Source organism: Saccharothrix xinjiangensis, assembly GCF_039527585.1.
Classification (GTDB): domain Bacteria; phylum Actinomycetota; class Actinomycetes; order Mycobacteriales; family Pseudonocardiaceae; genus Actinosynnema; species Actinosynnema xinjiangensis.
In genome coordinates this window covers 88,332-110,526 of record NZ_BAAAKE010000002.1, presented here as the reverse complement: position 1 = coordinate 110,526, position 22,195 = coordinate 88,332, and the positions used below count along the sequence as shown (strand labels likewise).

The following is a 22,195-nucleotide window of genomic DNA, read 5'->3' as shown; positions in this document are numbered from 1 at the left end:
TGCGTTCAGCCGATCGGTGTGCGTCCTCACCGGCGAAGTCGCGCTCGGTGGCCGTGATCACGGCCGGAGGTCGTGGGCGCGGGTCGGCACGCCGGTAGACTGCGCTTTCACCCGGCGCGTTCGCGCCGGCCCGCCGCCAGAGTGTCAGGAGGACCCCGGTGACCCAGCAGGCTGCCGAGGCCCAGCCCGAGGTCACGCGCCGGCGCGTGCTCGTGGCCGAGGACGAAGCCCTCATCCGCCTCGACCTGGTCGAGATGCTGCGCGAGGAGGGTTACGAGGTCGCGGGACAGGCCGCGGACGGCGACGAGGCCGTGACGCTCGCCACCGAGCTGCGCCCCGACCTCGTCATCATGGACGTCAAGATGCCGAAGGTCGACGGCATCGAGGCCGCCTCCGCGATCGCCGGCCAGCGCATCGCGCCGGTGGTCATCCTCACCGCCTTCAGCCAGCGCGAGCTGGTGGAGCGCGCCCGCGACGCCGGTGCGATGGCCTACCTGGTCAAGCCGTTCGCCAAGCGCGACCTGGTGCCCGCGATCGAGCTGGCCATGAGCCGGTTCGCCGAGCTCACCGCCCTGGAGGACGAGGTCGCCGGTCTCACCGAGAGGCTGGAGACCCGCAAGGTCGTCGAGCGCGCCAAGGGCCTGCTGATGACCAAGCAGGGCCTGAGCGAGCCCGAGGCGTTCCGCTGGGTGCAGCGCACCGCCATGGACCGCCGCACCACGATGAAGGCCGTAGCCGAAGCCGTCATCGAAAACTTCGGCTGAGTTCCGCTCCTCCCTCTTACGCACCCCGTTACCCGTTCGGATATCGGACGGGTAGCGGGGTTGATTGATTGGTTACTGCCCGCATTGAGGTCGTGACCTGCGGCGATTTGAGCTGGATTTAAGATTGTTAACTGTGTGGCAATTCCGGTGACTACCGTCACGATGTGGACACAGAGCAGGAAGACCACCTGTTCAGCGAACTCATCTGAAGCTACGTTCCTGCCCTAACCCACGCCCTCGTGTGAGGGCTCCGCCTACCGGCGGGCTGGTTGGTGTCATGGGAGGTATTCCGGTGTCAGGAGCACGACTCGGCCGAGTTCTGGCGCTGGCGGCGGCTTCGTCGCTGGTGCTCGCGGCTTGCGCGGGCGGCGGGGGCGGCGGCGATGCGGGCGGGGACGCCTCGACGGTCAAGATCGGGTTCATGGGTGACCTCACCGGTGAGAACTCCGCGATCGTGATCCCGCCCTTCAACGGGGCGAAGATGGCCATCGCGGAGTACAACGCCAAGAACCCCGCGGTCAAGATCGAGTTGGAGGAGTACGACAGCCAGGGCAAGCCCGACCAGGCGACCTCGCTGATCACGCAGGCCATCGGCCAGGACAAGGTCGTGGGCCTCATCGGCCCCGCGTTCTCCGGTGAGTCGAAGGCCATCGGCGCGCAGCTGGAGGAGAACAAGATCCCCAGCGTGTCGCCCTCCGCCACCAACCCGGGCCTGGCCACCAACGGCTGGACCTACTGGCACCGCGTCGTGGCCAACGACGACGACCAGGGTCCCGGCATCGCGGAGTTCCTGGTCACGGCCAAGAGCCCGAAGAAGGCGTTCGTCCTGTCCGACGACCAGGAGTACTCGGTCGGCCTGGCGGACGCGGTCGCCAAGTCCTTCGAGGGCAAGGGCGTGACCGTCGAGCGCGACAAGTTCGCCAAGGACGCGTCCGACTACTCCTCGACCGTCACCAAGGTCGCCGCGTCCAACCCGGACGTGATCGTCTTCGGCGGCTACTACGCCCAGGCCGGCCGCCTGCTCAAGCAGCTGCGCGACGGCGGCGTGACCGCCACGTTCGCCTCCGGTGACGGTTCGCTCGACCAGCAGCTCGTGACCGGCGCGGGCACCCAGGCCGCCGAGGGCGCCGTCCTCGCCTGCCCGTGCAACATCCCGTCGCCGGACGTGACCGGGCCGCTGAAGACGTTCTTCGACAACTACAAGAAGGCCGCCAACGCCGACCCGGCGATCTACTCGACCGAGGGCTACGACGCCGCGACCGCCTTCATCAAGGCCGTCGAGGCGGGCAACACCACGGGCGAGAAGATCAACGAGTTCCTGAAGACGGTGAGCTTCGAGGGCGTCTCCAAGCCGATCAAGTTCAAGGCCAACGGCGAGCCGGAGAACAACGCCATCTTCGTCTACCAGGTCAAGGACGGCGTCTTGAAGCTGCTGGGCCCGGCCGAGTCGGCCAAGCTCGAAGGCTGATCCCCGAGACGGAATCAGGCAAGCAGGCTGAGTTGGGGAGCGGGAGCGTCGTGGGAACGACGGCTCCCGCTCCCCACCACTATGGCGAAGTTTCTCCCCCCGCCCGTCTCGTGAGGCAAAGCTGTCATGGATGACTTTCTCAACCAGTTCCTACCCAGCACGGTGGGCGGACTGGTGTTCGGCTCCATCTACGCGCTGATCGCCCTCGGCTACACGATGGTCTACGGCGTGCTGCGTCTGATCAACTTCGCGCACTCCGAGATCTTCATGATCGGCACGTTCGCGTCGCTCGTGACGATCACGGCCATCGCGCCCTCGGCGCCGCTGACCGGGGTCGCGCTGTTCGGCATGATGTTGTTGATCATCGTGATCTCGGCGGCCGTATCCGGTGGCGCCGCGATGCTGCTGGAGCTGGTGGCCTACCGGCCGCTGCGCAAGAAGGGCGCGACCCGGCTCACCGCCCTGATCTCCGCGATCGGCGCGTCGCTGTTCCTCCAGGAGCTGTTCGCCCTGGTCATCATCCCGTGGTTGACCGACAAGCCCGGCCGCAACCAGCAGCCCTCGCCGCGCATCGTCGACCGCGACACCGTGTTCACCCTCGGCAACGCGGCGGTGCGCCTGGACCACATCATCGTGGTCGTGGCGGCGGTCGTCATGATGATCGCGCTGGACCGCCTGGTGAACCGGACCAAGATCGGCCGCGGCATCCGGGCCACCGCGCAGGACCCCGAGGCCGCCGTGCTGATGGGCGTCAGCATCGACAACATCGTGCGGGTCACGTTCCTCCTCGGCGGCGCCATGGCCGGCGTGGCGGGCGCGCTGTACCTGATGGAGTTCGAGAACACCGATTACCGGATCGGCTTCGTGCTCGGCATCAAGGCGTTCACCGCCGCGGTCCTGGGCGGCATCGGCAACCTGCGCGGCGCGCTGCTCGGCGGCATCGCGCTCGGCCTCATCGAGAACTGGGGCGCGATCTTCCTCGGCTCGGAGTGGAAGGACGTCATCGCCTTCACCATCCTGGTGGTCGTGCTGATGTTCCGCCCGACCGGCATCCTGGGCGAATCCCTTCAGAAGGCCCGCGCATGAAAGGCAACGGAGTGACCAGCAACTCGAATCCGTTGAGGCGCGTGGGCGCCCTGTTCGACGGCGCCCGCGACTGGTGGGAGCACGCCAGGAGCTGGCAGCGGTACCTGGTGTACCTCGCCGCGATCGCGTTCGCGCTGGTCCTGCCCGCGCCGTGGATCGGCTCCTTCATGTCGCCGGGCGCGGACTGGACCACCGTCCTGATCTACCCGATCGGCACCTACATCCTGCTGGCGGTCGGCCTGAACGTCGTGGTCGGCCAGGCGGGCCTGCTCGACCTCGGGTTCGTCGCGTTCTTCGCCATCGGCGGGTACTCGGTGGCCTACTTCGGCACCAACCCCGACTTCAAGTGGGGCGTCTGGATCGCCATCGGGTTCGGCATCCTGATGGCCGCGGTGTCCGGTGTCATCCTCGGCGCGCCGACGCTGCGCCTGCGGGGCGACTACCTGGCGATCGTGACGCTCGGGTTCGGTGAGATCGTCCGCATCACCGCGAACAACACCGACGCGATCGGCGGCGCGCGGGGCATCACCAACATCCCGCACCCGAACTTCTTCGGCTTCCAGTTCAAGCTCGACGCGGCCCCGTACTACTACCTGATGATCGCCGCGATCGTGCTGGTGATCATCTTCTCGGTGCGGTTGCAGAAGAGCCGGGTCGGCCGGGCCTGGGCCGCGATCCGCGAGGACGAGGACGCGGCCGAGCTGATGGGCGTGCCCACGTTCAAGTTCAAGCTGCTCGCCTTCGCCATCGGCGCCATGATCGGCGGCCTGGCGGGCGGCATCTACGCGAGCAAGGCCGTGTTCATCGAGCCGAACACCTTCCCGTTCATCCTCTCCGCGACCATCCTCGCGGCGGTCGTGCTCGGCGGCGCGGGCAACCTGCCCGGCGTCATCCTCGGCGCGTTCGTCATCGCCTGGCTGCCCGAGCGGTTCCGCGAGTCGGCGTGGCTGGAGGAGAAGCTGGGCGAGAGCCCGGCCGAGTACCGCATCCTGCTCTTCGGCGCGGTGCTGGTGCTGATGATGGCCCTGCGGCCGGAGGGGTTGCTGCCCTCGCGGCGGCGCAAGGCCGAACTGCACGAGGGCACCGGCGGCATGGGCACCATGGGCGCCGAGGTCCCGGGTCCGGACACCGAGGTCTCGACGGAGGCGGCCAAGTGAGCACTCCCGTCCTTCAGCTCGACAACGTGACGATGCGCTTCGGCGGGGTGGTCGCGCTGCGCGAGGCGAGGATCACCGTGAACGAGGGCGAGATCTTCGCCCTGATCGGCCCGAACGGCGCGGGCAAGACCACCGTGTTCAACGTGGTCACCGGCGTGTACGCGCCGACCGAGGGCCAGGTGCTGTTCAACGGCGCGCAGATCGGCGGCGGCAAGCGGTTCAAGATCACCAAGATGGGCGTCGCCCGCACGTTCCAGAACATCCGGCTGTTCCACAACATGTCGGCCCTGGAGAACGTGATGGTGGGCGCGGACGCGCACCACAAGACCGGTGCGGTCGGCGCGACGCTGAACCTGCCGTGGCACCGCAAGGAGGAGAAGCGCGGGCGCGAGCTGGCGCGGGAGCTGCTCGACTTCGTCGGCATCCCCGGGCGGACGCACGAGACCGCGAAGAACCTGCCCTACGGCGACCAGCGCAGGCTGGAGATCGCCCGCGCGCTCGCCACGGACCCGAAGCTCCTGCTGCTCGACGAGCCGGCCGCGGGCATGAACCCGGCGGAGAAGGAGTCGCTCCAGGCGCTGATCCGCAAGATCCGCGACAGCGGCCGCACCGTGCTGCTGATCGAGCACGACATGAGCCTGGTCATGGGCGTCAGCGACCGCGTGGCGGTGCTCGACTTCGGCCAGCTGATCGCAGAAGGGCTGCCGCACGAGGTGCAGAACGACCCGAAGGTCATCGAGGCGTACCTGGGGGTGTCCGAAGATGCTTCTTGAGATCAAGGACATCCACGTCCACTACGGCAAGATCGCCGCGATCAAGGGCATCAGCCTCGAGGTCAACGAGGGTGAGATCGTCTCGCTCATCGGCGCCAACGGCGCGGGCAAGACGACCACGCTCAAGACGATCTCCGGGTTGCGCCCGCTGACCAGCGGGAAGGTGCTGTTCAACGGCGACGACATCTCCCGGATGCCGGGCCACAAGCGGGTGCGGATCGGCATCGGGCAGTCGCCGGAGGGCCGGGGCGTGTTCCCCGGCATGACGGTGCAGGAGAACCTGCTCATGGGCGCCTACACCCGCACGGACGACCTGAGCGCCGACCTGGCCGAGGTGTACGAGCTGTTCCCGCGCCTCGCGGAGCGCAAGAACCAGTTCGGCGGCACCATGTCCGGCGGCGAGCAGCAGATGATCGCCATCGGCCGGGCGCTGATGACCAAGCCGAAGGTGCTCCTGCTCGACGAGCCGTCGATGGGCCTCGCGCCCATGCTCATCGCGCAGATCTTCGAGATCATCAAGGAGATCAACAAGCGCGGCACGACCGTGCTGCTGGTGGAGCAGAACGCGCAGCAGGCGCTGAAGCTGTCCCACCGCGCGTACGTGCTGGAGACCGGCCGGGTGGTCAAGAGCGCCCCCGGCCCGGAGCTGCTGCACGACCCCCAGGTGCGCGCGGCGTACCTCGGCGGTCACTAGTCCGGGTGATCCCCGCCGGTCCGGTCGGACCGGCGGGGATCCGGCTCACGACCCGGTCAACGGGATCTCGGTGCCCGTGGCGTCCTTGAGGTCGGTCAGCGTGGGCCCGCCGTACACGCGCAGGGCGCGGGGCTCCGCCCCGGCCGGGATGTCGTAGTACGCGTCGTACTCCAGGCGCACGTTCGCGCCGAGGTCGACCACGTCCGGCTGCCGCTTGACGAGCATGGCCTGCTCGTCCGCCTCGTGCTCGCCGCCCCCGCCGTCGACCAGCACGTGCCTGCGCGCGGCGAAGGACACGCTGCTGCGCCCGTTGTTGACCACGCTCATCCGGACCCGCACGAACTGCCCCTTGGCGTGGAACTCGGCGTGGCTCCCGATCAGCGTCGGCATCCCGGTGGTCAACCCGACCAGCGTGAACGCCGTGTCGCCGTCCGCCGTGGTGGGCACCCGCAACACCACCTCGTCGGGCCGCGCGGTCCCCACGGGCACCGGATAAGCCTCGGACTCACCGGCCTGCCCGGCCTCCTCGCCACCCACTTCCCCGCTCTCGCACCCCGCAACCAGCAACAACACCCCGACCACCGCGCGTGTCCTCCACCCGGGCATCGCGTGTCCTCCACTCAGGCATCGCGAGTCGAACGCTCAGGACCACCGTGTCGAACGCTCAGGACCCCCGAGTTCACCACTCGCGACCCCCGGACGTCACCCTCCCGGGGGTCTCAGCGCTTCGGGGCGTCCTTCAGGAAGCACGTCAGGCGCGCCGTGCACACCCGGCGGTCCTGCTCGTCGGTGATGACGATCTCGTACGTGGCGGTGCTGCGGCCCCGGTGCACGGGCGTGCACACGCCGGTGACGAGACCCTCCGTGACGCCCCGGTGGTGCGTGCACGACAGCTCCAGGCCCACGGCGATCCGCTCCGGCGCCGCGTGCATCGCCGCCGCCACCGAGCCGAGCGTCTCGGCCAGCGCCGCGCTCGCGCCGCCGTGCAGCAGCCCGTACGGCTGCCGGTTGCCCTTCACCGGCATCGTCCCGACCAGCCGGTCTACATCCCATCGGGTGATCTCGATGCCGAGCTTGTCGGTCAGCTGCTCGTGGGCGGACGCCTGGTCGGTGCCGGGGACGTCCTCGGGCGATGTCGTCACGGGCGGTCTCCACGGGTGTTCACGTGTCTGCTCCACGGGTGCGGGACTGTCGGACCCTCACCCTAGACTCGCCTCGTGAGCACTCCAGAAGCCTCCCGCCTGCTGCTGGTCGACGGCCACTCGATGGCCTACCGGGCGTTCTTCGCGCTGCCCAAGGAGAACTTCCAGACCGCGACCGGTCAGACCACCAACGCGGTGTACGGCTTCACCTCGATGCTGATCAACCTGCTGCGCGACGAGCAGCCCACCCACATCGCGGTGGCGTTCGACGTCTCGCGCAAGACCTTCCGCACCGAGGCGTACGCGGAGTACAAGGCCGGCCGCAGCGAGACCCCGGACGAGTTCCGCGGCCAGGTCGACCTGATCAAGGACGTGCTGGGCGCGCTCCAGATCCCGGTGCTCACCAAGGACGGCTTCGAGGCCGACGACGTCATCGCCACGCTCACCGCGCAGTCGACCGCGCTCGGCTGGCACGTCCTCATCAGCACCGGCGACCGCGACGCGTTGCAGCTGGTCAACGACCAGGTGACGGTGCTGTACCCCGTCAAGGGGGTGTCGGAGATGGCCCGCTACACGCCGGAGTTGGTGCTGGAGAAGCAGGGCGTGCCGCCCGAGCTGTACGCCGACTACGCGGCGGTGCGCGGCGACTCCTCGGACAACCTGCCCAACACCCCCGGCGTCGGCCCGAAGACGATCGTGAAGCTGCTCAACCAGTTCGGGACGCTCGACGGGCTGATCGACCACGTCGACGAGGTGTCCGGCAAGGTGGGCGACGCGCTGCGGGCCAACCTGTCCAACATCGTGCTGAACCGGCAGCTCACCGAGCTGGTGCGGGACGTGGAGCTGCCCGCGGGCCCCGACGACCTGGTGGTCCGGCCGTGGGACCGCGACGCGGTGCACCGGCTGTTCGACGAGCTGGAGTTCCGGGTGCTGCGGGACCGCCTGTTCGCCACGCTGTCCACCGCCGAGCCGGAGGCCGAGGAGGGCTTCGAGGTGCGCGGCGGCGCGGTGCCGTCCGGCGCGCTGGGGTCGTGGCTGGCCGAGCACGCGCGCGGTGGCCGGGTCGGCGTCGCGTTCCGCTCCTCGGGCGCGGAGCTGGAGGGCCTGGCGCTCGCCGCGGCCGACGGCGAGGGCGGGTACGTCGAGGTGGCCTCGCTGACCGAGGAGGACGAGAACGCGCTGGCCGGGTGGCTGGCCGACGAGTCGGCGCCCAAGGCCGCGCACGACCTGAAGCTGCCGCTGCGCGCGGTGCGCGCCCGCGGCTGGTCGCTGCGCGGCGTCACCAGCGACACGGCGCTGGCGGCGTACCTGGTGCGGCCGGGCCAGCGGTCGTTCAACCTGGACGACCTCGCGCTGCGCTACCTCAAGCGGGAGCTGCGCGCCGAGGAGTCGGGGGACAACCAGCTGTCGCTGCTGGCCGACGAGGAGGAGGAGCGGCAGAAGGTCGCCCAGGGCGCGATCGTGCGGGCCTTCGCGGTGGCGGAGCTGGCCGACGCGCTGGACGTCGAGCTGGAGCGCACCGGCCAGGCGTCGCTGCTGGCCGAGCTGGAGCTGCCGCTGGAGCACGTGCTCGACGAGGTCGAGGCGGTCGGCATCGCGATCGACGCCGAGCACCTGGCGGCGCTGGAGGCGCACTTCGCGGCGGGCGTGAAGCAGGCCGCCCAGGACGCGTACTCGGTGATCGGCCGGGAGATCAACCTCGGCTCGCCCAAGCAGCTCCAGGTGGTGCTGTTCGACGAGCTGGGCATGCCGAAGACGAAGAAGACCAAGACCGGCTACACCACCGACGCGGACGCGTTGCAGAACCTGTTCGAGGCGACGGAGCACCCGTTCCTCCAGCACCTGCTCGCGCACCGGGACGTGACCAGGCTCAAGAGCACGGTCGACGGCCTGCTCAAGGCGGTGGCCGACGACGGTCGCATCCACACCACGTTCCACCAGACGATCGCGGCGACCGGGCGGCTGTCGTCCACCGACCCGAACCTCCAGAACATCCCGATCCGCACGGACGAGGGCAGGCGCATCCGCCAGGCGTTCGTGGTCGGGCCCGGGTACGCCGAGCTGATGACGGCGGACTACAGCCAGATCGAGATGCGGATCATGGCCCACCTGTCCGAGGACGAGGGGCTGATCGAGGCGTTCCGCAGCGGCGAGGACCTGCACACGTTCGTGGCGTCCCGCGCGTTCTCGGTGCCGACCTCCGAGGTGACGCCCGAGCACCGCCGCCGCGTCAAGGCCATGTCCTACGGGCTGGCTTACGGGCTGTCCGAGTTCGGGCTGGCGCAGCAGCTGCGCATCTCGGCGGCGGAGGCGCGGGAGCAGAAGGAGGCGTACTTCGCCCGGTTCGGCGGGGTGCGGGACTACCTGAACGCGGTGGTGGAGGAGGCCCGGAAGAAGGGCTACACCGAGACCATCCTCGACCGCCGCCGCTACCTGCCGGACCTGAACAGCGACAACCGGCAGCGGCGCGAGATGGCGGAGCGGATGGCGTTGAACGCGCCGATCCAGGGCAGCGCGGCGGACATCATCAAGGTGGCCATGCTGGGCGTGTTCCGGGCGCTGGCGGACTCCGGGCTGCGGTCGCGGATGCTGCTCCAGGTGCACGACGAACTGGTGCTGGAGGTGGCCGAGGGGGAGCGCGAGCAGGTGGAGGCGCTGGTGCGCGAGCACATGGGCAACGCGTACGAGCTGTCCGTGCCGCTGGAGGTCTCGGTGGGCGTGGGCCGCTCCTGGGACGACGCGGCGCACTGACGGGCTCGGCGCTGACGGACGCGGCGCGCTGACGACACGGACTCGGCGCGCTGACGGACTCGGCGGGCTGACGACCACGGGTCCCCGGGCTCGCGCAGCGGTGCCCGCCGGCGCGACCCGACCGGACCAGCGGTGCGTCCAGGTCACCGCGGCGGCGTGACCTGGACGTCCCGGGCGGTCAGCTCGACCCCGCACCCCTCGCACGTCACGTGCACCCCCACCCCGCCGCCGCACGAGCGGTGGCTCAGGTCGAACGACGGCCCCTCCTCGGGCGCCATCCACCGGTCGCCCCACCGGCGCAGCGCCATCAGCACCGGGTAGAGGTCGAGCCCCTTCTCGGTCAGCCGGTACTCGTACCGCGTCCGCGCGTCCTTGTACGCCTCGCGGCGCAGCACGCCCGCCTCCACCAGCGTGCCCAGCCGGTCGGTGAGCACGCTGCGGGAGATGTCCAGCGCCGACTGGAAGTCCTCGAACCGACGCGTGCCCAGGAACGCCTGCCGCAGCAGCTGCAACGTCCACCGCTCGCCCAGCAGCGCGGCGGGCAGGGACACGGTGCACAGCTCGTCGACGACTCTCACGGGGGCCACACCCCCTACGATACCGCTTGCGTTCGGAAAACAGATCCAGCTAGGGTTCGATTTCCGAACTCAGGGGGTCGTCGATGAAGGTCCGCGAACTGCACCGAGCCGAAGCGGGCGAGGTCGTCGACACCGTCTTCCGCGGCCTGTCCCCGCGCAGCCGCTACCTGCGCTTCCACGCCCCGGTGCCCCGCCTCACCGCCGCCATGCGCGCCCGGCTCACCGACCTCGACGGCCGCGGCCGGGCCGCGGTCGTCGCGGAGTCCCGCCGCGCGCCGGTCGGCATCGCCCGCCTGGTCGCCACCGGCGAGGACGCCGCCGAGGTCGCGGTCGCCGTGGTCGACCCGTGGCAGCGCCGCGGCGTCGGCACCCGGCTCGTCACCGCCCTCGGCGAGCTGGCCGGCGACCTGCGCTACACCGAGCTGCACGGCGACGTGCTCGGTGAGAACGCGGCGATGCTGCGCGTGGTCCGCCGCGTCTTCCCCGGCGCCCGGCTGACCAGGGAGGAGGACGACGTGGTCCGGGTGTCCTGCTCGTCGGCGTTCGACCTCACCCACGAGGACCTGGTGGCGGGCTTGCGGTGGTGAGCCGCCCGCAACGCCCCTGGTCCGGCCGCCCGCGGGCCTGCCCAAATCTGTCCACTGTGGAAACCCCGATCACGGGGAGGCGGGTGGGCGGCCCGGCGCGGGCGGTGGTCCTGTCAGCCCTGCGGCGGAGCCCGTTCGGGTGGATCTTCCTCAATGCGAGGATTGCGAAGGTAGCCTGATCGGGTGCCGTTCCTGGGATCAGCCGACGAGTTGCCGCACCCTCCACGGCGCGTACTCGTGACAGGGACCTCGGGGTCCGGGAAAACGACCCTGGCGCGTTCCGTGGCAGCCGCCCTCGGCCTGTCCTGCGTGGAGATGGACTCACTCTTCCACGGTCCACAGTGGACACCCAGGTCGGAGTTCCTCGACGACGTCCGCCGGTTCGCCGAGGGCGCGGCCTGGGCCACCGAGTGGCAGTACACCGCGGCGCGCCCGCTGCTGCTGGAGCGCGCCGACACCCTGGTCTGGTTGGACCACCCGCGGCACGTGGTGATGCGCCGGGTGGCGGTGCGCACGGCGGTGCGCCGGTTCCGCCGCCAGGAGCTGTGGAACGGCAACGTGGAACCGCCGCTGCGGACCGTCTTCACCGATCCCGAGCACCTGTTGCGGTGGGCGTGGCGGTCGCACCGCCGCACCGGGGAGCGGGTCGGCGAAGTGCTGGCCGGCGAGCACGGGCCCAGACTCGTGGTGGTGCGGTTGAGAGGACAGCGTCAGGTCGACCAATGGCGGTCCGGCCCGTTGCGCCGGGCCGCGGAGCGGGGCGAGGAGTCGGTGCGATGAGCGAGCGGACGGCGTTGGTGCTCGGTGGCACGGGGATGCTGAAGGGCTGCGCGGACGAGCTGCTGAACCAGGGCTGGCAGGTGGTGCTGCCCAGTCGCCGGGCCGACACGGGCCTCGGCCGGGCGGCGCGGGCGTCGCTGGGCGCCCGCGGCCACGTGCCGCAGCAGGCCGGGCGGGCGCGCCCGGTGGTGGCGGACTGGGCGCGGCCGGAGGAGCTGGCGGAGCGGGTGCGGGCGGTCCTGGAGCGGCCCGCCGACCTGCTGGTGGCGTGGGTGCACGCGAGCTACCGGGACGACGTGCTGCGGGCCGTCGCGCCGCTGCTCGCGCCGCCCGCGCCCGTGGTGGAGGTGCACGACAGCGGCGCGATCCAGCCGGTGCGCGGAATGCCGGACCCGGTGCTGGAGGGTCACCCGACGCAGCAGGTGGTGCTGGGCTTCGTCCGGCAGGGTGACGCCCACCGGTGGCTCAGCCACGAGGAGACGTCGGAGGGCGTGCTGGAGGCCGTGCACCGCGCGCTGGAGGGCAGGGCGCCCTCGGTGCACCAGATCGGCGAGATCGACACCTGGGTGATGCGGCACTAGCCGGCGGCACCCGGATCCGGGCCAACCCGGATCCGGGCCAACCCGGACCCGGGCCGACCTCAACCCGGGCGCAGCCCTCGGACCAGGAGCAACACCGATTCGCGCACGTCCGCGCGGCTGCGCTCGGGTTGGAACACCTGCCAGTCCAGGGCGATCACCAGCAGGGTCCCGAACAGCGCCGCGGCCGCCGTGCCGACCTCCACGCCCTCGGGCAGCAGGTCGGCGTCGGACAGCCGCTGCACCTGGCCGCGGATGATCGACACGATGTCGTCGCGCAGCAGGCTCAGCGTGCCGTGCCACTGGCCGGGCGTGCGCCACAGCTCGGAGACCAGCAGCTGCCCGAACGCCGGGTACTCGGCGAAGAACCCGAGCATCCCGTCCACCAGCGACGACATCGCCGCCTCGGTCCGGGCCTCGTCCTCGGCCACCCGCAGCCGGCCCGCGAGCAGTTCGACGCCGTGCCGCAGCAGGGCGTCCACCAGCGCGTCCTTGCTGGCGAAGTTGTAGTAGACGGTGCCCTTGGCGACCCCGGCCTCGGCCGCGATCTCCTCCACGGTCACGCTCGCCGCGCCCCGTTCGCCGACGAGCCTCAGCGCGGCGTCGAACAGCTTCTGCTTGGTCGCCGCGGTGCGGCCGGTGCGGGCGCCGGTCACAGCGCCGGCTCGGGTTCGAGGCGAGACGGGGTCCACACCCGCTGCTTATAGGCGGCGAACGTCGCCAAGGCAAGGCCCCCGAGCAGGTAGGCGACCAGGACCAGGGCGTCCTGGCCCGCGCGACCCGAGGGGCCGCCGTACATGAGGTGCCGCAGCCCGTCCACGGCGTAGCCCATGGGCAGGCCGTGGTGCAGCGGGTGCAGCGGCGCCGGGATCGTCTGCCACGGGAACGTGCCGCCGGCGCTGATCAGCTGGAGGATCAGCAGCACCAGGCCGATGAACTTGCCGACCGCGCCGAACAGGGCGTTCAACGCGTGCAGCACCGCCACGAACGTCGCCGACACCAGCAGCAGGAACGCCAGGGCGGCGACCGGGTGCGCGGGCCGGATGCCCACCACCAGGGTGACCGCCGCGAACATCACCACGACCTGCGCCGCGCCCAGCAGCACGCCGGGCAGCCACCCGCCCACGGCCACCCGCAGCGGGTTGCGGCCCGCCGCCAGGCCGCGCCGCGACAGCGGCCTGAGCAGCAGGAACAGCACGTACGCGCCGATCCAGGTGGCCAGGCCGAGGAAGAACGGGGCCAGGCCCGCGCCGTAGGTGCCCGCCGAGGTCTGGCTCACCCCGCGCACGCTCACCGGGTCGCCGATGGTGTGGGCGGTGGACTCGCGGGTCGGGTCGTCGGGCGCGGGGATCTCGGACACGCCCGCGTTCAGCCCGTCGCGCAGTTGGTTCGCGCCGTCGACCAGCCGCCGCTCGCCGTCGAGCAGGGCGGACGCGCCGTCGCGCACCCGCGCCGTGCCGGTGGAGACCTGGTTCGCGCCGTCGGTGAGCCGGGTGACCGCCTCGGCGAGGGCGGGCGTGCCCGCGGCGAGCCGCGCCGCGCCGTCCGAGACCTGCGCGGCACCGCCGGCGAGCGCGCGCAGCTGCCCGGCCGCGCCCTGCACCTGCGCGTTGGCGTCGTCGACGGGCCGGCGGGCGTCGCCCAGGACGCCGAGCACGCGCTGCACCTGCTCCTCGGTGAACCCGAGCGCGCGCAGCCGCGCGGCCACGTCCCCGCCCGCCGTGTCGAGCCGGTTGACCAGGTCCTGGGCCTTGGCCGCGTAGTCCTCGGCGGTCTCGGCGACGGTCTCGTTGCCGTCGGCGACCCGCTTCGCGCCGTCGGCCAGCTGCCGGGTCCGGGCGGGCAGGTCGCCGGTGGAGTCGCGGAGCCGGGTGAGCCCGTCCGCCACCTGCGCCGCGCCGTCGGCCAGCGCGGGCGTGCCGTCGGCGAGCCGCTGAGCGCCGTCGTGCGCCTCCTGCTGGCCGCTCGCGAGCCTGGTCGCGCCCTCCGCGGCCTCGGCGGTCCGCTGCCGGACGGTGGAGAAGCCGAGCAGCAACCGGTCCGCCGCCTCCGCGCCGACCTGCGCCGACACCGACCGGCGCACCTCGGCGACCACCTGGTTGGCGATGGTGGAGCCGAGGTAGTTGTTCGCGTCGTTGGTGGTCAGCACGATGACGCCCTGGCGCGGGGTGAACTCGCCGGACGAGAGCAGCGCCCGGGAGAAGTCCGCGGGCAGGGTCAGCGCGAAGGTGAACGTCCCGTCGCGCACACCGGCCTCGGCCCGGTCGGCGTCGACCCGCCGCCAGTCGAACCGGTGGCCGTCGACCAGCTCCCGGGCGACGTCGTGCCCGGCGTCCAGGCGCGTGCCGTCGCCCGCGGTGGCGCCCTCGTCCTCGACGACCAGCGCCGCGGGCACCTGGTCGAGATGGGCGTACGGGTCCTTGTTGGCGTACAGGTACAGCGCCGCGTACAGCAGCGGGACCAGCGTCAACGCCACCACCGCGAGCTTGGGCAGCCTGCCGGAGGTGACCCGGCGCAGCTCGTTGAACGCCATCCGCAGCGCGCTCACCGGTCCTCCTCTGGGGTGTTGTCCGCGCCGATCCGCGCGGCGGGTGCGTCCAGCAGGGCGGCGGAGGCGGTGGTGCACAGCACGACCACCGAGCGGTCCTCGGTGACGTGCGCGCGGGCCAGGTCCAGCCATCCCGGCGGGTCGGGGTGGTAGCGGTCCGGCGAGTCGAGCACGAGCACCTCCGCGCCCGGCCGCCCGGCGGCCAGCTCCAGCGCCAGCGAGCACCTGACCTGCGCCGGGACCCGCTCCACGCGGGTGCCCAGGTACCGGTCGGCGTCCCGCGCGGCCAGCCAGTCGGCCACGGCCCCGCGCCCGCCGCGCACGTGGTTGAGGGCCAGTTCCTCGCCGACCGCGGCGCCCAGCGGCAGTGCGCCCTCGGGCTCGCTGACCCCGGGCGAGTCCACCGGCACGACCCGCCGGCGCAGCTCGGCGGCCTCGGGGGAGACCCGGCCGGTGGTCGGGCGCATCCGCCCCGAGAGCACCAGCGCCAGCGCGGTGTGGCCCCGACCGGGATCACCCGCCACGACTATCAGCTCACCGGGTCTGACCAGCAGGGACGTCGGTTCGAGGAGTGGGCCGTGTGGACCGTCGACCCCGACGCGCCTGGCGTGCACCTCCACCGCTCGACCTCCTTTGAACTGACCGGTCAGTTCAAATAGTGGTCCGAGAGGGGGCGCCCCGCAACTCCCGGGGGTGTGACCTAGCGCAACGCGCCCGCCGGGCGCACCTCCCACATCGTCCACAGTGGACGATAGCCCTGCCGGGGCCAGAACACCGAGGACAGCGGGTTCGGCGGGTTGTAGTAGAGGTAGGTGCCGACCGTGCCCAGCCGCGCCAGCTCGCGGTGCGCGAACGCCACCAGCTGCCTGCCCACGCCGGTGCCCCGCGCGCCCGGCAGCACCGACACGCAGTTCACGTAGCCCCAGCGGCCCGGCGGCAGCCGGCCGCCCGTCCAGTTGCCCGGCTCCGCGGTCACCACCGCGCACTCGGCCAGGCCCACCGCCACGCCGTCGCGCTCGGCCAGCCACGCCAGGCCGCCCGCGGCCAGCCGGTCGGCCAGCGCCCGCCGCTTGAGCTCCACCGCGTCCGGCCGCCGCACCGTGGAGCCGACCATCGACGAGTAGTGCAGCTCGGCCAGCGCCAGGGCGAGCACGGCCTCCAGGTCCCCGGGCGTGGCCCGGCGGATCGTCGCGGCGCCCGGCACCGGCGGGCTCGTCGCCTGCCGCACCGCGATCACGGTCAGCGGCACCAGCCCGTGGTCGAGCAGGGCCCTGCTCGACTCCGCGTCCCGGCTCGGCCAGGTCAGCACGCACGCCGAGTCGCGCTCGGCCGGTCGCACCAGGTCCAGCCGCTTGCGCCAGGCGCGCAGCAGCGCGTCCATGCCCGCGCCGCCGGTGCCGCCCAGCAGCGGCGACAGCTCCCACACCTCGGTCGCCGACCACAGGCGGGCGGGGGAGCGGCGCTCGTGCACCTGGTGGTGCAGCACGCCCGCGACCCGCGTGCCGTCCGGCAGGGCCGCGGTGACCACGTCCCCGTCCGCCGGCGCCGCCGCCGCGGGCAGCAGCGGGTCGATGCTCGCGAACCGCGCGCTCTGCGCGTCCACCAGCACCCGCCCGACGGTCATGCCAGGCAGGCTACGGCTTCCTGGTGCGGAAGATCGCGGTGCCCGGGAACAGCTGGCCGCGCAGCGGGCTCCACTGCCCCCACTTGCGGGTGTGGCCCTCCGGCCACTCCGGTTCCACCAGGTCCAGCAGCTCCAGCCCCGCGCCGACGAGGGCCCGCACGTAGTCCCCGGTGGTCCGGTGGTGCTCCACGTACGTGGCCGATCCCGCCTCGTCGACCTCGACGTACGGCGTCCGGTCGAAGTACGACTGGGTCACGGTCAGCCCACCCGGTCCAGGGTCGTCCGGGAAAATCCACCTCATCGGGTGAGTGACCGAGAACACCCACGGCGCGCCCGGCCGCAGCACGCGGGCCACCTCGCGGAACACCTCGCCCACGTCCGCCACGAACGGCACCCCGCCGAACGCCGAGCACGCCGCGTCGAAGGACCCGGCCCGGAACGGCAGCTGGTCGGCGCTGGCCTGGACCAGCGGCACGTCGAGCCCGGTCCCCGCGTTGGCCGCGCGGGCGTGCCGCAGCATCCCGGCCGACAGGTCGAGCGCCACCGCGCGCGCCCCCCGGCCGGCCAGCCAGCGCGCGCACGGCGCCGAGCCGCAGCCGACCTCCAGCACCCGCAGCCCGCGCACGTCGCCCAGGAAGCGGGCCTCGGCCTCGCGGACGCCCTCCGGGCACCACACGAAGTCCGCGGCGCCCAGGAAGCCGCCGTGCTCGGCGTGGTAGTCGTCGGCGTCGGCGTCCCACCACCTCCGGTTGGCCGCCCGCGACTCCGCCGCGTCCGCGCCCCTCTTGGCGATGCCGGTGGTGCCGAGCGCCAGTTCGGCGCTCGCGTGCTGGTCGGACACACTGCTCCATTCAAGGGGACCGGTTTGCCCGGCCCGTGCCGGGCCGCGTACGATATCGCCTGCGTAGTGGGTTCGCGCTGCTCAGGATCGGTGATCACCTGGTGAGTCGGTCTTCGCGGTCGGGGCGTGCCCACCGCGAAGCGTCAAACCCGCAGGCCAACTAACCAATCCGTACCGGAGCCACCTACCTGATGTCCACCGACACCACCACTGTCCCGGCTGCCACCGCGCCGAAGCAGCAGATCGCTATCAACGATATCGGGACGGAGGAGGACTTCCTCGCCGCCATCGACAAGACCATCAAGTACTTCAACGATGGCGATATCGTCGAGGGCACCATCGTCAAGGTCGACCGGGACGAGGTCCTGCTCGACATCGGCTACAAGACCGAGGGCGTCATCCCCTCGCGCGAGTTGTCGATCAAGCACGACGTCGACCCCAACGAGGTTGTGAAGGTCGGTGACGAGGTCGAGGCCCTGGTCCTCCAGAAGGAGGACAAGGAAGGTCGGCTGATCCTCTCCAAGAAGCGCGCGCAGTACGAGCGCGCCTGGGGCACCATCGAGGCCCTCAAGGAGAAGGACGAGCCGGTCCGCGGCACGGTCATCGAGGTCGTCAAGGGCGGCCTGATCCTGGACATCGGCCTGCGCGGCTTCCTCCCCGCCTCCCTCGTGGAGATGCGCCGCGTGCGCGACCTCCAGCCGTACGTCGGCCGGGAGCTCGAAGCCAAGATCATCGAGCTGGACAAGAACCGCAACAACGTGGTCCTGTCCCGCCGCGCCTGGCTGGAGCAGACCCAGTCCGAGGTGCGCAGCGAGTTCCTCAACCAGCTCCAGAAGGGCCAGGTCCGCAAGGGCGTCGTGTCCTCCATCGTCAACTTCGGCGCCTTCGTGGACCTGGGTGGCGTGGACGGCCTGGTGCACGTCTCGGAGCTGTCCTGGAAGCACATCGACCACCCCTCCGAGGTCGTCGAGGTCGGCCAGGAGGTCACCGTCGAGGTCCTCGACGTCGACATGGAGCGCGAGCGCGTGTCGCTGTCGCTCAAGGCGACGCAGGAAGACCCGTGGCGCCAGTTCGCCCGCACCCACGCGATCGGCCAGATCGTGCCGGGCAAGGTCACCAAGCTGGTCCCGTTCGGCGCGTTCGTCCGCGTGGACGAGGGCATCGAGGGCCTGGTCCACATCTCCGAGCTGGCCGAGCGCCACGTCGAGATCCCGGAGCAGGTCGTGCAGGTCGGCGACGACGTCATGGTCAAGGTCATCGACATCGACCTGGACCGCCGCCGCATCTCGCTCTCGCTGAAGCAGGCGAACGAGGGCTTCACGCCGGACTCGGAGTTCGACCCGACCCAGTACGGCATGGCCGCCGAGTACGACGACCAGGGGAACTACATCTACCCCGAGGGCTTCGACCCGGAGACCCAGGAGTGGCAGGAAGGCTTCGACAAGCAGCGCGAGGAGTGGGAGCGGCAGTACGCCGAGGCCCACACGCGCTACGAGGCCCACATGAAGCAGGTGGCGAAGGCCGCTGTCGCCGAGGAGGAGGCCGCCGGCGAGACGAACTACTCGTCCGGTGGCGACGCCCCGGCCGCCGCGTCCTCCACGGGCGCCCCGGCCCAGGCCGGCGGCACCCTGGCCAGCGACGAGCAGCTGGCCGCGCTGCGGGAGAAGCTGTCGGGCGGCGCCTGATCGCTCCCGTTCGCTGAACCACACCGGTCGCCCCTCGCCCACCACGGGCGGGGGGCGACCTCCTTTTCCGGGGACTTCAACCTCCACGCAGAGTCACCGGAACCTGACTTCTTGCCGCGAAACCCTTCCATTGCGCTAAATTGATCACCCTATGGGTGCGCGGATGGTGGTACTCGCGGTGCTGGCGGTCCTGTGCTCGGCGTGCTCGCCCGGACCGCCGCCGACCGGCCCGCCGCCCCAAATCCCGACGATCCTGCCGCCCACCACGATCACCTGGGTCCCGCAGATGGTGGACCGCGAACTGCCCACCGACTGCGCGCTGATCGTGCCGACCGACGTCCTGGGCACCCACCTCGGCCAGGAGCTGCCCGGCGCGCTCCAGCAGGTCGTCGGCATCCCCGAGCCGTCCATCGGCCGCACCGCCAAGATCGACTGCTATTACGGCGTCGCCGACGGCCGGGGCATCGCGACCGCGCCGGTGGTCATCGGCCTGGCCACGTACGCGGACGAGCCCACCGCCGCCGGCCGCGTCACCGACAGCGTGGACGCCGAGCGCCGCGAGGGCGCGACCGCCGCCCAGGTCGACGTGGGCAGGCACAAGGCCTCTCTGGTGACGACGCGCGACGAGCGGCTGCTCATCGGTTCGCTGGGCAAGACCACGTTCGTGGCGCGCGCGAAGGCCGGCGTCGTCCCGGACGACCGGGTCGGCGCCTTCCTCACCGCCGTGGCGCAGCAGTCGATGACCCCTCTCGAAGAGGACTGACGCCCCCGCAGCCGGCAGGCTGTGCGCCATGTTGCGAGTGGGTCTCTCCGGGGGAATCGGTTCGGGCAAGTCGACGGTGGCGGCCAGGTTCGCCGAGCGCGGCGCGGTCGTGGTCGACGCCGACCGGCTCGCGCGGGAGGTGCTCGAACCCGGGACCGAGGGCCTGGCGGAGGTCGTCGAGGCGTTCGGCGCGGACGTCCTGGACGCCTCCGGCGCGCTCATCCGCCCGGCCCTGGCCGCGAAGGTGTTCAGCGACGAGTCGGCCCGCGCCACCCTCAACGGCATCACCCACCCGAGGATCGCCGCCCGCACCGCCGAGCTGATCGCCGCCGCGCCCCCCGAGGCGATCGTCGTGCACGACGTGCCGCTGCTGGTGGAGAACGGCCTGGCGCCGCTGTACCACCTGGTGGTCATCGTGCACGCGGACGTCGAGGAGCGCGTGCGGCGGCTGGCCGGGCGCGGCCTGGCCGAGGACGACGCCCGCAGGCGCATCGCCGCCCAGGCCGACGACGGGCGGCGCCGCCGGGTCGCGGACGTGTGGCTGGACAACTCCGGCGCGCCCGGCGCGGTGCTCGCGCGGGTCGACGAGCTGTGGGCGGACCGGCTGGTGCCCTACGAGGCCAACGTCCGGCTGCGCCGCGCCGCGGGCGGCTCGCCGGTCGTGGCGCCCTACGACGAGACGTGGCCCGCGCAGGCCGAGCGCGTCGCGGCCCGCCTCGGCGTGCTGGCCGGCGGGCGGCCGGTCGAGCACGTCGGCCCCACGGCCGTGCCCGGCCTCGCGGCCGAGGACGTGCTGGAACTCCAGCTGGGCGTGCGGTCGCCGGAGGAGGCCGCCGAGCTGGAGGACGTGCTGTCCGACGGCGGTTTCCCGGGCCTCGGCGTCGGCCGGGACACCGTCAGGCGGCCGGGCGACGCGCCGGAGGCGTGGGCGAAGCGGCTGCACGGGGGCGCGGACCCGGGGCGGCGGGTCACCCTGCACGTCCGGGTCGAGGGCGGCCCGGCGTGGGAGTGGGCGGTCCGCTTCCGGGACTGGCTGAGGGCCGACGCGGCGGCCCGCGCCGAGTACGGGGCGCTGGTCGAGCGGCGCCGGGGCGACGATGACCACGGCCTCGCCGAGGAGTCGTGGGTGGAGCGCGCCACGGCCCGCTTCGAGGCGTTCTACAGGGACGGCCAGGTGTCGTAGATGCCGCGGTGGGTCAGCCAGACCTGGAGGTCGTGGCGGTGCAGGCTGACCTCCTCCAGGGTGCGGTGCACGGTGCGCAGCGCCTGGTCGGCGTCGTCCGGCCCGAGCACGCGCCCGGCGACGGCGGCCGCGAACTCCTCGGAGCGCACGATCCGCGCGGTCGTGCCGCCCGGCACGGCCAGGCCCAGCAGCAGGTCCGTGGTGCGCCACGCGCGGCCGTCGCGCCGCACCCGGACCGCGCTGAGCACGCTCGGACCGCTGCGGGCGTGCCGGGAGCGGGGTCGGTGGTGGGTCAGCCGCAGACCCAGCTCCGGCATCAACCAGGTGACCTCGGAATCGGAGAACGGGTCCTCGGGCGTGGGGCACTCCAGCCTCAGCCCCCAGTCCTCGACCCGGCACGTGGTCAGGTGTCGCGACGTGCCGCTGGAGTAGCTGCGAACTGCGCTGATGGTGTCGACCACGTCGACCAGCTGAGGTGTGATGACCGCTCCCACGCGATCCGAGGGTAGCCGCCGGTGTGCTCCCGGTAACTGTCCGGGTCGATTTGTTACATCACGGTCTGTGGTGTATGCGGTCTCTATACGGTGACGGAGTGGGAGGGCGATTGACCTGCGGGTGTCACTGTCTGTATTACCGCCGACGCCAGGTCGTGATCGTTCCCTGCGCGGCCAGCCAGCGTTCCGCGTCGTGGCCGTGCGCGGCGATCCCGGCCACCGCGCGGTAGGTCGTCTCCAGCGCCCACTGGGCCCGCCCCGGTGGGAGCAGCCCCCGGTCCAGGGCGGCCAGCAGCTCGTCGGTGTCCAGCACGGTCACGCTGCGCCCGGTGCGCACCACCAGGTCCAGGTACAGGTCGACGGTCTTCCACACCGAGCCGCTGGAGCTGATCTCCGCCACGTCCACGTACAGGTCGTAGTCGCGCTCGTGACCGGGGTGCCACGTCCACCGGGTGACGCGCAGGCCGTGCGCGGGCAGCAGCCACGACTCGGTGTGCGCCATGTCCGGGTGGCCGGGCATGGGCCGGGCCATGTAGAGGCCGTGGGGTGTCAGCCGGTACTCGTCGACGCCGCGCGAGTACCCCTTCGGGTCGGTGTTGCTCTTGGCGTCGATGTCGAAGTACTCGATCTTCGGCGGGTGGATGTGCATTCGGGTCCCGGCGGAGCTCGGCGTCACAAGGCCGACCTTAGGCACCCTTA

At 71.9% G+C, this 22,195-nt stretch carries 23 protein-coding genes; 13 read left to right on the top strand and 10 right to left on the bottom strand.

Translation table 11 applies throughout. The features are described 5' to 3' along the window. The first annotated feature begins 158 nt into the window (after nucleotides 1-158). The 6 genes from ABD223_RS05805 to ABD223_RS05780 all read left to right on the top strand — a co-directional run bounded on the left by ABD223_RS05805 (nucleotide 159) and on the right by ABD223_RS05780 (nucleotide 5,942). On the top strand, nucleotides 159-764 hold the full coding sequence (locus ABD223_RS05805) for an ANTAR domain-containing response regulator (protein WP_344034845.1): 606 nt from the start codon (nucleotides 159-161) through the stop codon (nucleotides 762-764). 292 nt (nucleotides 765-1,056) lie between these two features. After that, complete coding sequence (locus tag ABD223_RS05800) at nucleotides 1,057-2,232, top strand: branched-chain amino acid ABC transporter substrate-binding protein (RefSeq protein ID WP_344034844.1); 1,176 nt, start codon at nucleotides 1,057-1,059, stop codon at nucleotides 2,230-2,232. A 126-nt stretch (nucleotides 2,233-2,358) separates the two neighbouring features. Beyond that, nucleotides 2,359-3,318, top strand: coding sequence for a branched-chain amino acid ABC transporter permease (locus ABD223_RS05795; RefSeq protein WP_344034843.1), 960 nt, complete (start codon nucleotides 2,359-2,361; stop codon nucleotides 3,316-3,318). Continuing rightward, nucleotides 3,315-4,475 carry a branched-chain amino acid ABC transporter permease gene (locus ABD223_RS05790; RefSeq protein WP_344034842.1) on the top strand — a complete coding sequence of 387 codons (1,161 nt, stop codon included), beginning with the start codon at nucleotides 3,315-3,317 and terminating at the stop codon, nucleotides 4,473-4,475. Before ABD223_RS05795 ends, ABD223_RS05790 begins: the two co-directional genes overlap by 4 nt. Nucleotides 4,476-4,507: 32 nt before the next feature. Continuing rightward, a complete protein-coding gene (locus ABD223_RS05785; protein ID WP_344035365.1) occupies nucleotides 4,508-5,248 on the top strand; it encodes an ABC transporter ATP-binding protein in 741 nt (246 codons plus the stop codon). After that, nucleotides 5,238-5,942 (top strand): ABC transporter ATP-binding protein, encoded by a 705-nt coding sequence (locus ABD223_RS05780; RefSeq protein ID WP_344034841.1) that lies wholly within the window; start codon nucleotides 5,238-5,240, stop codon nucleotides 5,940-5,942. Before ABD223_RS05785 ends, ABD223_RS05780 begins: the two co-directional genes overlap by 11 nt. Nucleotides 5,943-5,987: 45 nt before the next feature. Here ABD223_RS05780 and ABD223_RS05775 read toward each other — a convergent pair whose 3' ends face one another. Both ABD223_RS05775 and ABD223_RS05770 read right to left on the bottom strand, forming a co-directional pair. Beyond that, nucleotides 5,988-6,431, bottom strand: coding sequence for a DUF4352 domain-containing protein (locus tag ABD223_RS05775; RefSeq protein WP_344034840.1), 444 nt, complete (start codon nucleotides 6,429-6,431; stop codon nucleotides 5,988-5,990). A 230-nt stretch (nucleotides 6,432-6,661) separates the two neighbouring features. Next, entirely contained in the window at nucleotides 6,662-7,084 is a 423-nt protein-coding gene (locus ABD223_RS05770) for a hotdog fold thioesterase (RefSeq protein WP_344034839.1), read from the bottom strand. Between the two features lie 75 nt (nucleotides 7,085-7,159). Between ABD223_RS05770 and polA the strand changes: the two genes are divergently transcribed. Next, the gene (gene polA / locus ABD223_RS05765; RefSeq protein ID WP_344034838.1) at nucleotides 7,160-9,835 is read left to right on the top strand and encodes a DNA polymerase I; all 2,676 of its coding nucleotides are present in this window, start codon (nucleotides 7,160-7,162) and stop codon (nucleotides 9,833-9,835) included. A 143-nt stretch (nucleotides 9,836-9,978) separates the two neighbouring features. Here the strand turns inward: polA and ABD223_RS05760 are convergent, their stop codons facing one another. Beyond that, nucleotides 9,979-10,422 carry a winged helix-turn-helix transcriptional regulator gene (locus ABD223_RS05760; protein ID WP_344034837.1) on the bottom strand — a complete coding sequence of 148 codons (444 nt, stop codon included), beginning with the start codon at nucleotides 10,420-10,422 and terminating at the stop codon, nucleotides 9,979-9,981. A 74-nt stretch (nucleotides 10,423-10,496) separates the two neighbouring features. On the opposite strand from ABD223_RS05760, the gene ABD223_RS05755 reads away from it, so the two are divergent. The 3 genes from ABD223_RS05755 to ABD223_RS05745 all read left to right on the top strand — a co-directional run bounded on the left by ABD223_RS05755 (nucleotide 10,497) and on the right by ABD223_RS05745 (nucleotide 12,361). Further along, nucleotides 10,497-11,000 carry a GNAT family N-acetyltransferase gene (locus ABD223_RS05755; RefSeq protein ID WP_344034836.1) on the top strand — a complete coding sequence of 168 codons (504 nt, stop codon included), beginning with the start codon at nucleotides 10,497-10,499 and terminating at the stop codon, nucleotides 10,998-11,000. A gap of 183 nt (nucleotides 11,001-11,183) precedes the next feature. Then, a complete protein-coding gene (locus ABD223_RS05750; RefSeq protein WP_344034835.1) occupies nucleotides 11,184-11,780 on the top strand; it encodes an AAA family ATPase in 597 nt (198 codons plus the stop codon). Continuing rightward, a complete protein-coding gene (locus ABD223_RS05745) occupies nucleotides 11,777-12,361 on the top strand; it encodes a Rossmann-fold NAD(P)-binding domain-containing protein (protein ID WP_344034834.1) in 585 nt (194 codons plus the stop codon). Before ABD223_RS05750 ends, ABD223_RS05745 begins: the two co-directional genes overlap by 4 nt. 59 nt (nucleotides 12,362-12,420) lie before the next feature. On the opposite strand, the gene ABD223_RS05740 is transcribed toward ABD223_RS05745, so the two are convergent. The 5 genes from ABD223_RS05740 to ABD223_RS05720 form a co-directional block, all read right to left on the bottom strand. After that, nucleotides 12,421-13,014 (bottom strand): TetR/AcrR family transcriptional regulator, encoded by a 594-nt coding sequence (locus ABD223_RS05740; RefSeq protein ID WP_344034833.1) that lies wholly within the window; start codon nucleotides 13,012-13,014, stop codon nucleotides 12,421-12,423. Then, nucleotides 13,011-14,906, bottom strand: coding sequence for a YhgE/Pip family protein (locus tag ABD223_RS05735; RefSeq protein WP_344034832.1), 1,896 nt, complete (start codon nucleotides 14,904-14,906; stop codon nucleotides 13,011-13,013). Before ABD223_RS05735 ends, ABD223_RS05740 begins: the two co-directional genes overlap by 4 nt. Further along, nucleotides 14,903-15,526 (bottom strand): P-loop NTPase family protein, encoded by a 624-nt coding sequence (locus tag ABD223_RS05730; RefSeq protein ID WP_344034830.1) that lies wholly within the window; start codon nucleotides 15,524-15,526, stop codon nucleotides 14,903-14,905. The genes ABD223_RS05735 and ABD223_RS05730 overlap by 4 nt, the downstream gene beginning before the upstream one ends. Before the next feature lie 80 nt (nucleotides 15,527-15,606). Next, complete coding sequence (locus ABD223_RS05725) at nucleotides 15,607-16,530, bottom strand: GNAT family N-acetyltransferase (RefSeq protein ID WP_344034828.1); 924 nt, start codon at nucleotides 16,528-16,530, stop codon at nucleotides 15,607-15,609. Between the two features lie 10 nt (nucleotides 16,531-16,540). Next, nucleotides 16,541-17,371, bottom strand: a complete 831-nt coding sequence (locus tag ABD223_RS05720) for a class I SAM-dependent methyltransferase (RefSeq protein ID WP_344034827.1) — start codon at nucleotides 17,369-17,371, stop codon at nucleotides 16,541-16,543. Nucleotides 17,372-17,562: 191 nt separating this feature from the next. On the opposite strand from ABD223_RS05720, the gene rpsA reads away from it, so the two are divergent. The 3 genes from rpsA to coaE all read left to right on the top strand — a co-directional run bounded on the left by rpsA (nucleotide 17,563) and on the right by coaE (nucleotide 21,002). Then, on the top strand, nucleotides 17,563-19,056 hold the full coding sequence (gene rpsA, locus ABD223_RS05715) for a 30S ribosomal protein S1 (RefSeq protein WP_344034826.1): 1,494 nt from the start codon (nucleotides 17,563-17,565) through the stop codon (nucleotides 19,054-19,056). A 163-nt stretch (nucleotides 19,057-19,219) separates the two neighbouring features. Further along, on the top strand, nucleotides 19,220-19,819 hold the full coding sequence (locus ABD223_RS05710) for a hypothetical protein (protein WP_344034825.1): 600 nt from the start codon (nucleotides 19,220-19,222) through the stop codon (nucleotides 19,817-19,819). 28 nt (nucleotides 19,820-19,847) lie between these two features. After that, entirely contained in the window at nucleotides 19,848-21,002 is a 1,155-nt protein-coding gene (gene coaE / locus ABD223_RS05705; RefSeq protein WP_344034824.1) for a dephospho-CoA kinase, read from the top strand. Here the strand turns inward: coaE and ABD223_RS05700 are convergent. Both ABD223_RS05700 and ABD223_RS05695 read right to left on the bottom strand, forming a co-directional pair. After that, a complete protein-coding gene (locus ABD223_RS05700) occupies nucleotides 20,978-21,496 on the bottom strand; it encodes a ribonuclease FAU-1 family protein (protein ID WP_344034822.1) in 519 nt (172 codons plus the stop codon). The genes coaE and ABD223_RS05700 overlap by 25 nt on opposite strands. Nucleotides 21,497-21,632: 136 nt before the next feature. Then, on the bottom strand, nucleotides 21,633-22,145 hold the full coding sequence (locus ABD223_RS05695) for a ribonuclease FAU-1 family protein (protein WP_344034821.1): 513 nt from the start codon (nucleotides 22,143-22,145) through the stop codon (nucleotides 21,633-21,635). Nucleotides 22,146-22,195: the final 50 nt, after the last annotated feature.

Coding starts and splice junctions, on each gene's coding strand:
- ABD223_RS05710 (WP_344034825.1), top strand. CDS start 19,220: ATGGTGGTACTCGCGGTGCTGGCGGTCCTGTGCTCGGCGTGCTCGCCC.
- ABD223_RS05795 (WP_344034843.1), top strand. CDS start 2,359: ATGGATGACTTTCTCAACCAGTTCCTACCCAGCACGGTGGGCGGACTG.
- ABD223_RS05785 (WP_344035365.1), top strand. CDS start 4,508: ATGCGCTTCGGCGGGGTGGTCGCGCTGCGCGAGGCGAGGATCACCGTG.
- ABD223_RS05780 (WP_344034841.1), top strand. CDS start 5,238: ATGCTTCTTGAGATCAAGGACATCCACGTCCACTACGGCAAGATCGCC.
- rpsA (WP_344034826.1), top strand. CDS start 17,563: ATGTCCACCGACACCACCACTGTCCCGGCTGCCACCGCGCCGAAGCAG.
- ABD223_RS05695 (WP_344034821.1), bottom strand. CDS start 22,145: ATGCACATCCACCCGCCGAAGATCGAGTACTTCGACATCGACGCCAAG.
- ABD223_RS05790 (WP_344034842.1), top strand. CDS start 3,315: ATGAAAGGCAACGGAGTGACCAGCAACTCGAATCCGTTGAGGCGCGTG.
- coaE (WP_344034824.1), top strand. CDS start 19,848: ATGTTGCGAGTGGGTCTCTCCGGGGGAATCGGTTCGGGCAAGTCGACG.
- ABD223_RS05725 (WP_344034828.1), bottom strand. CDS start 16,530: ATGACCGTCGGGCGGGTGCTGGTGGACGCGCAGAGCGCGCGGTTCGCG.
- ABD223_RS05755 (WP_344034836.1), top strand. CDS start 10,497: ATGAAGGTCCGCGAACTGCACCGAGCCGAAGCGGGCGAGGTCGTCGAC.
- ABD223_RS05745 (WP_344034834.1), top strand. CDS start 11,777: ATGAGCGAGCGGACGGCGTTGGTGCTCGGTGGCACGGGGATGCTGAAG.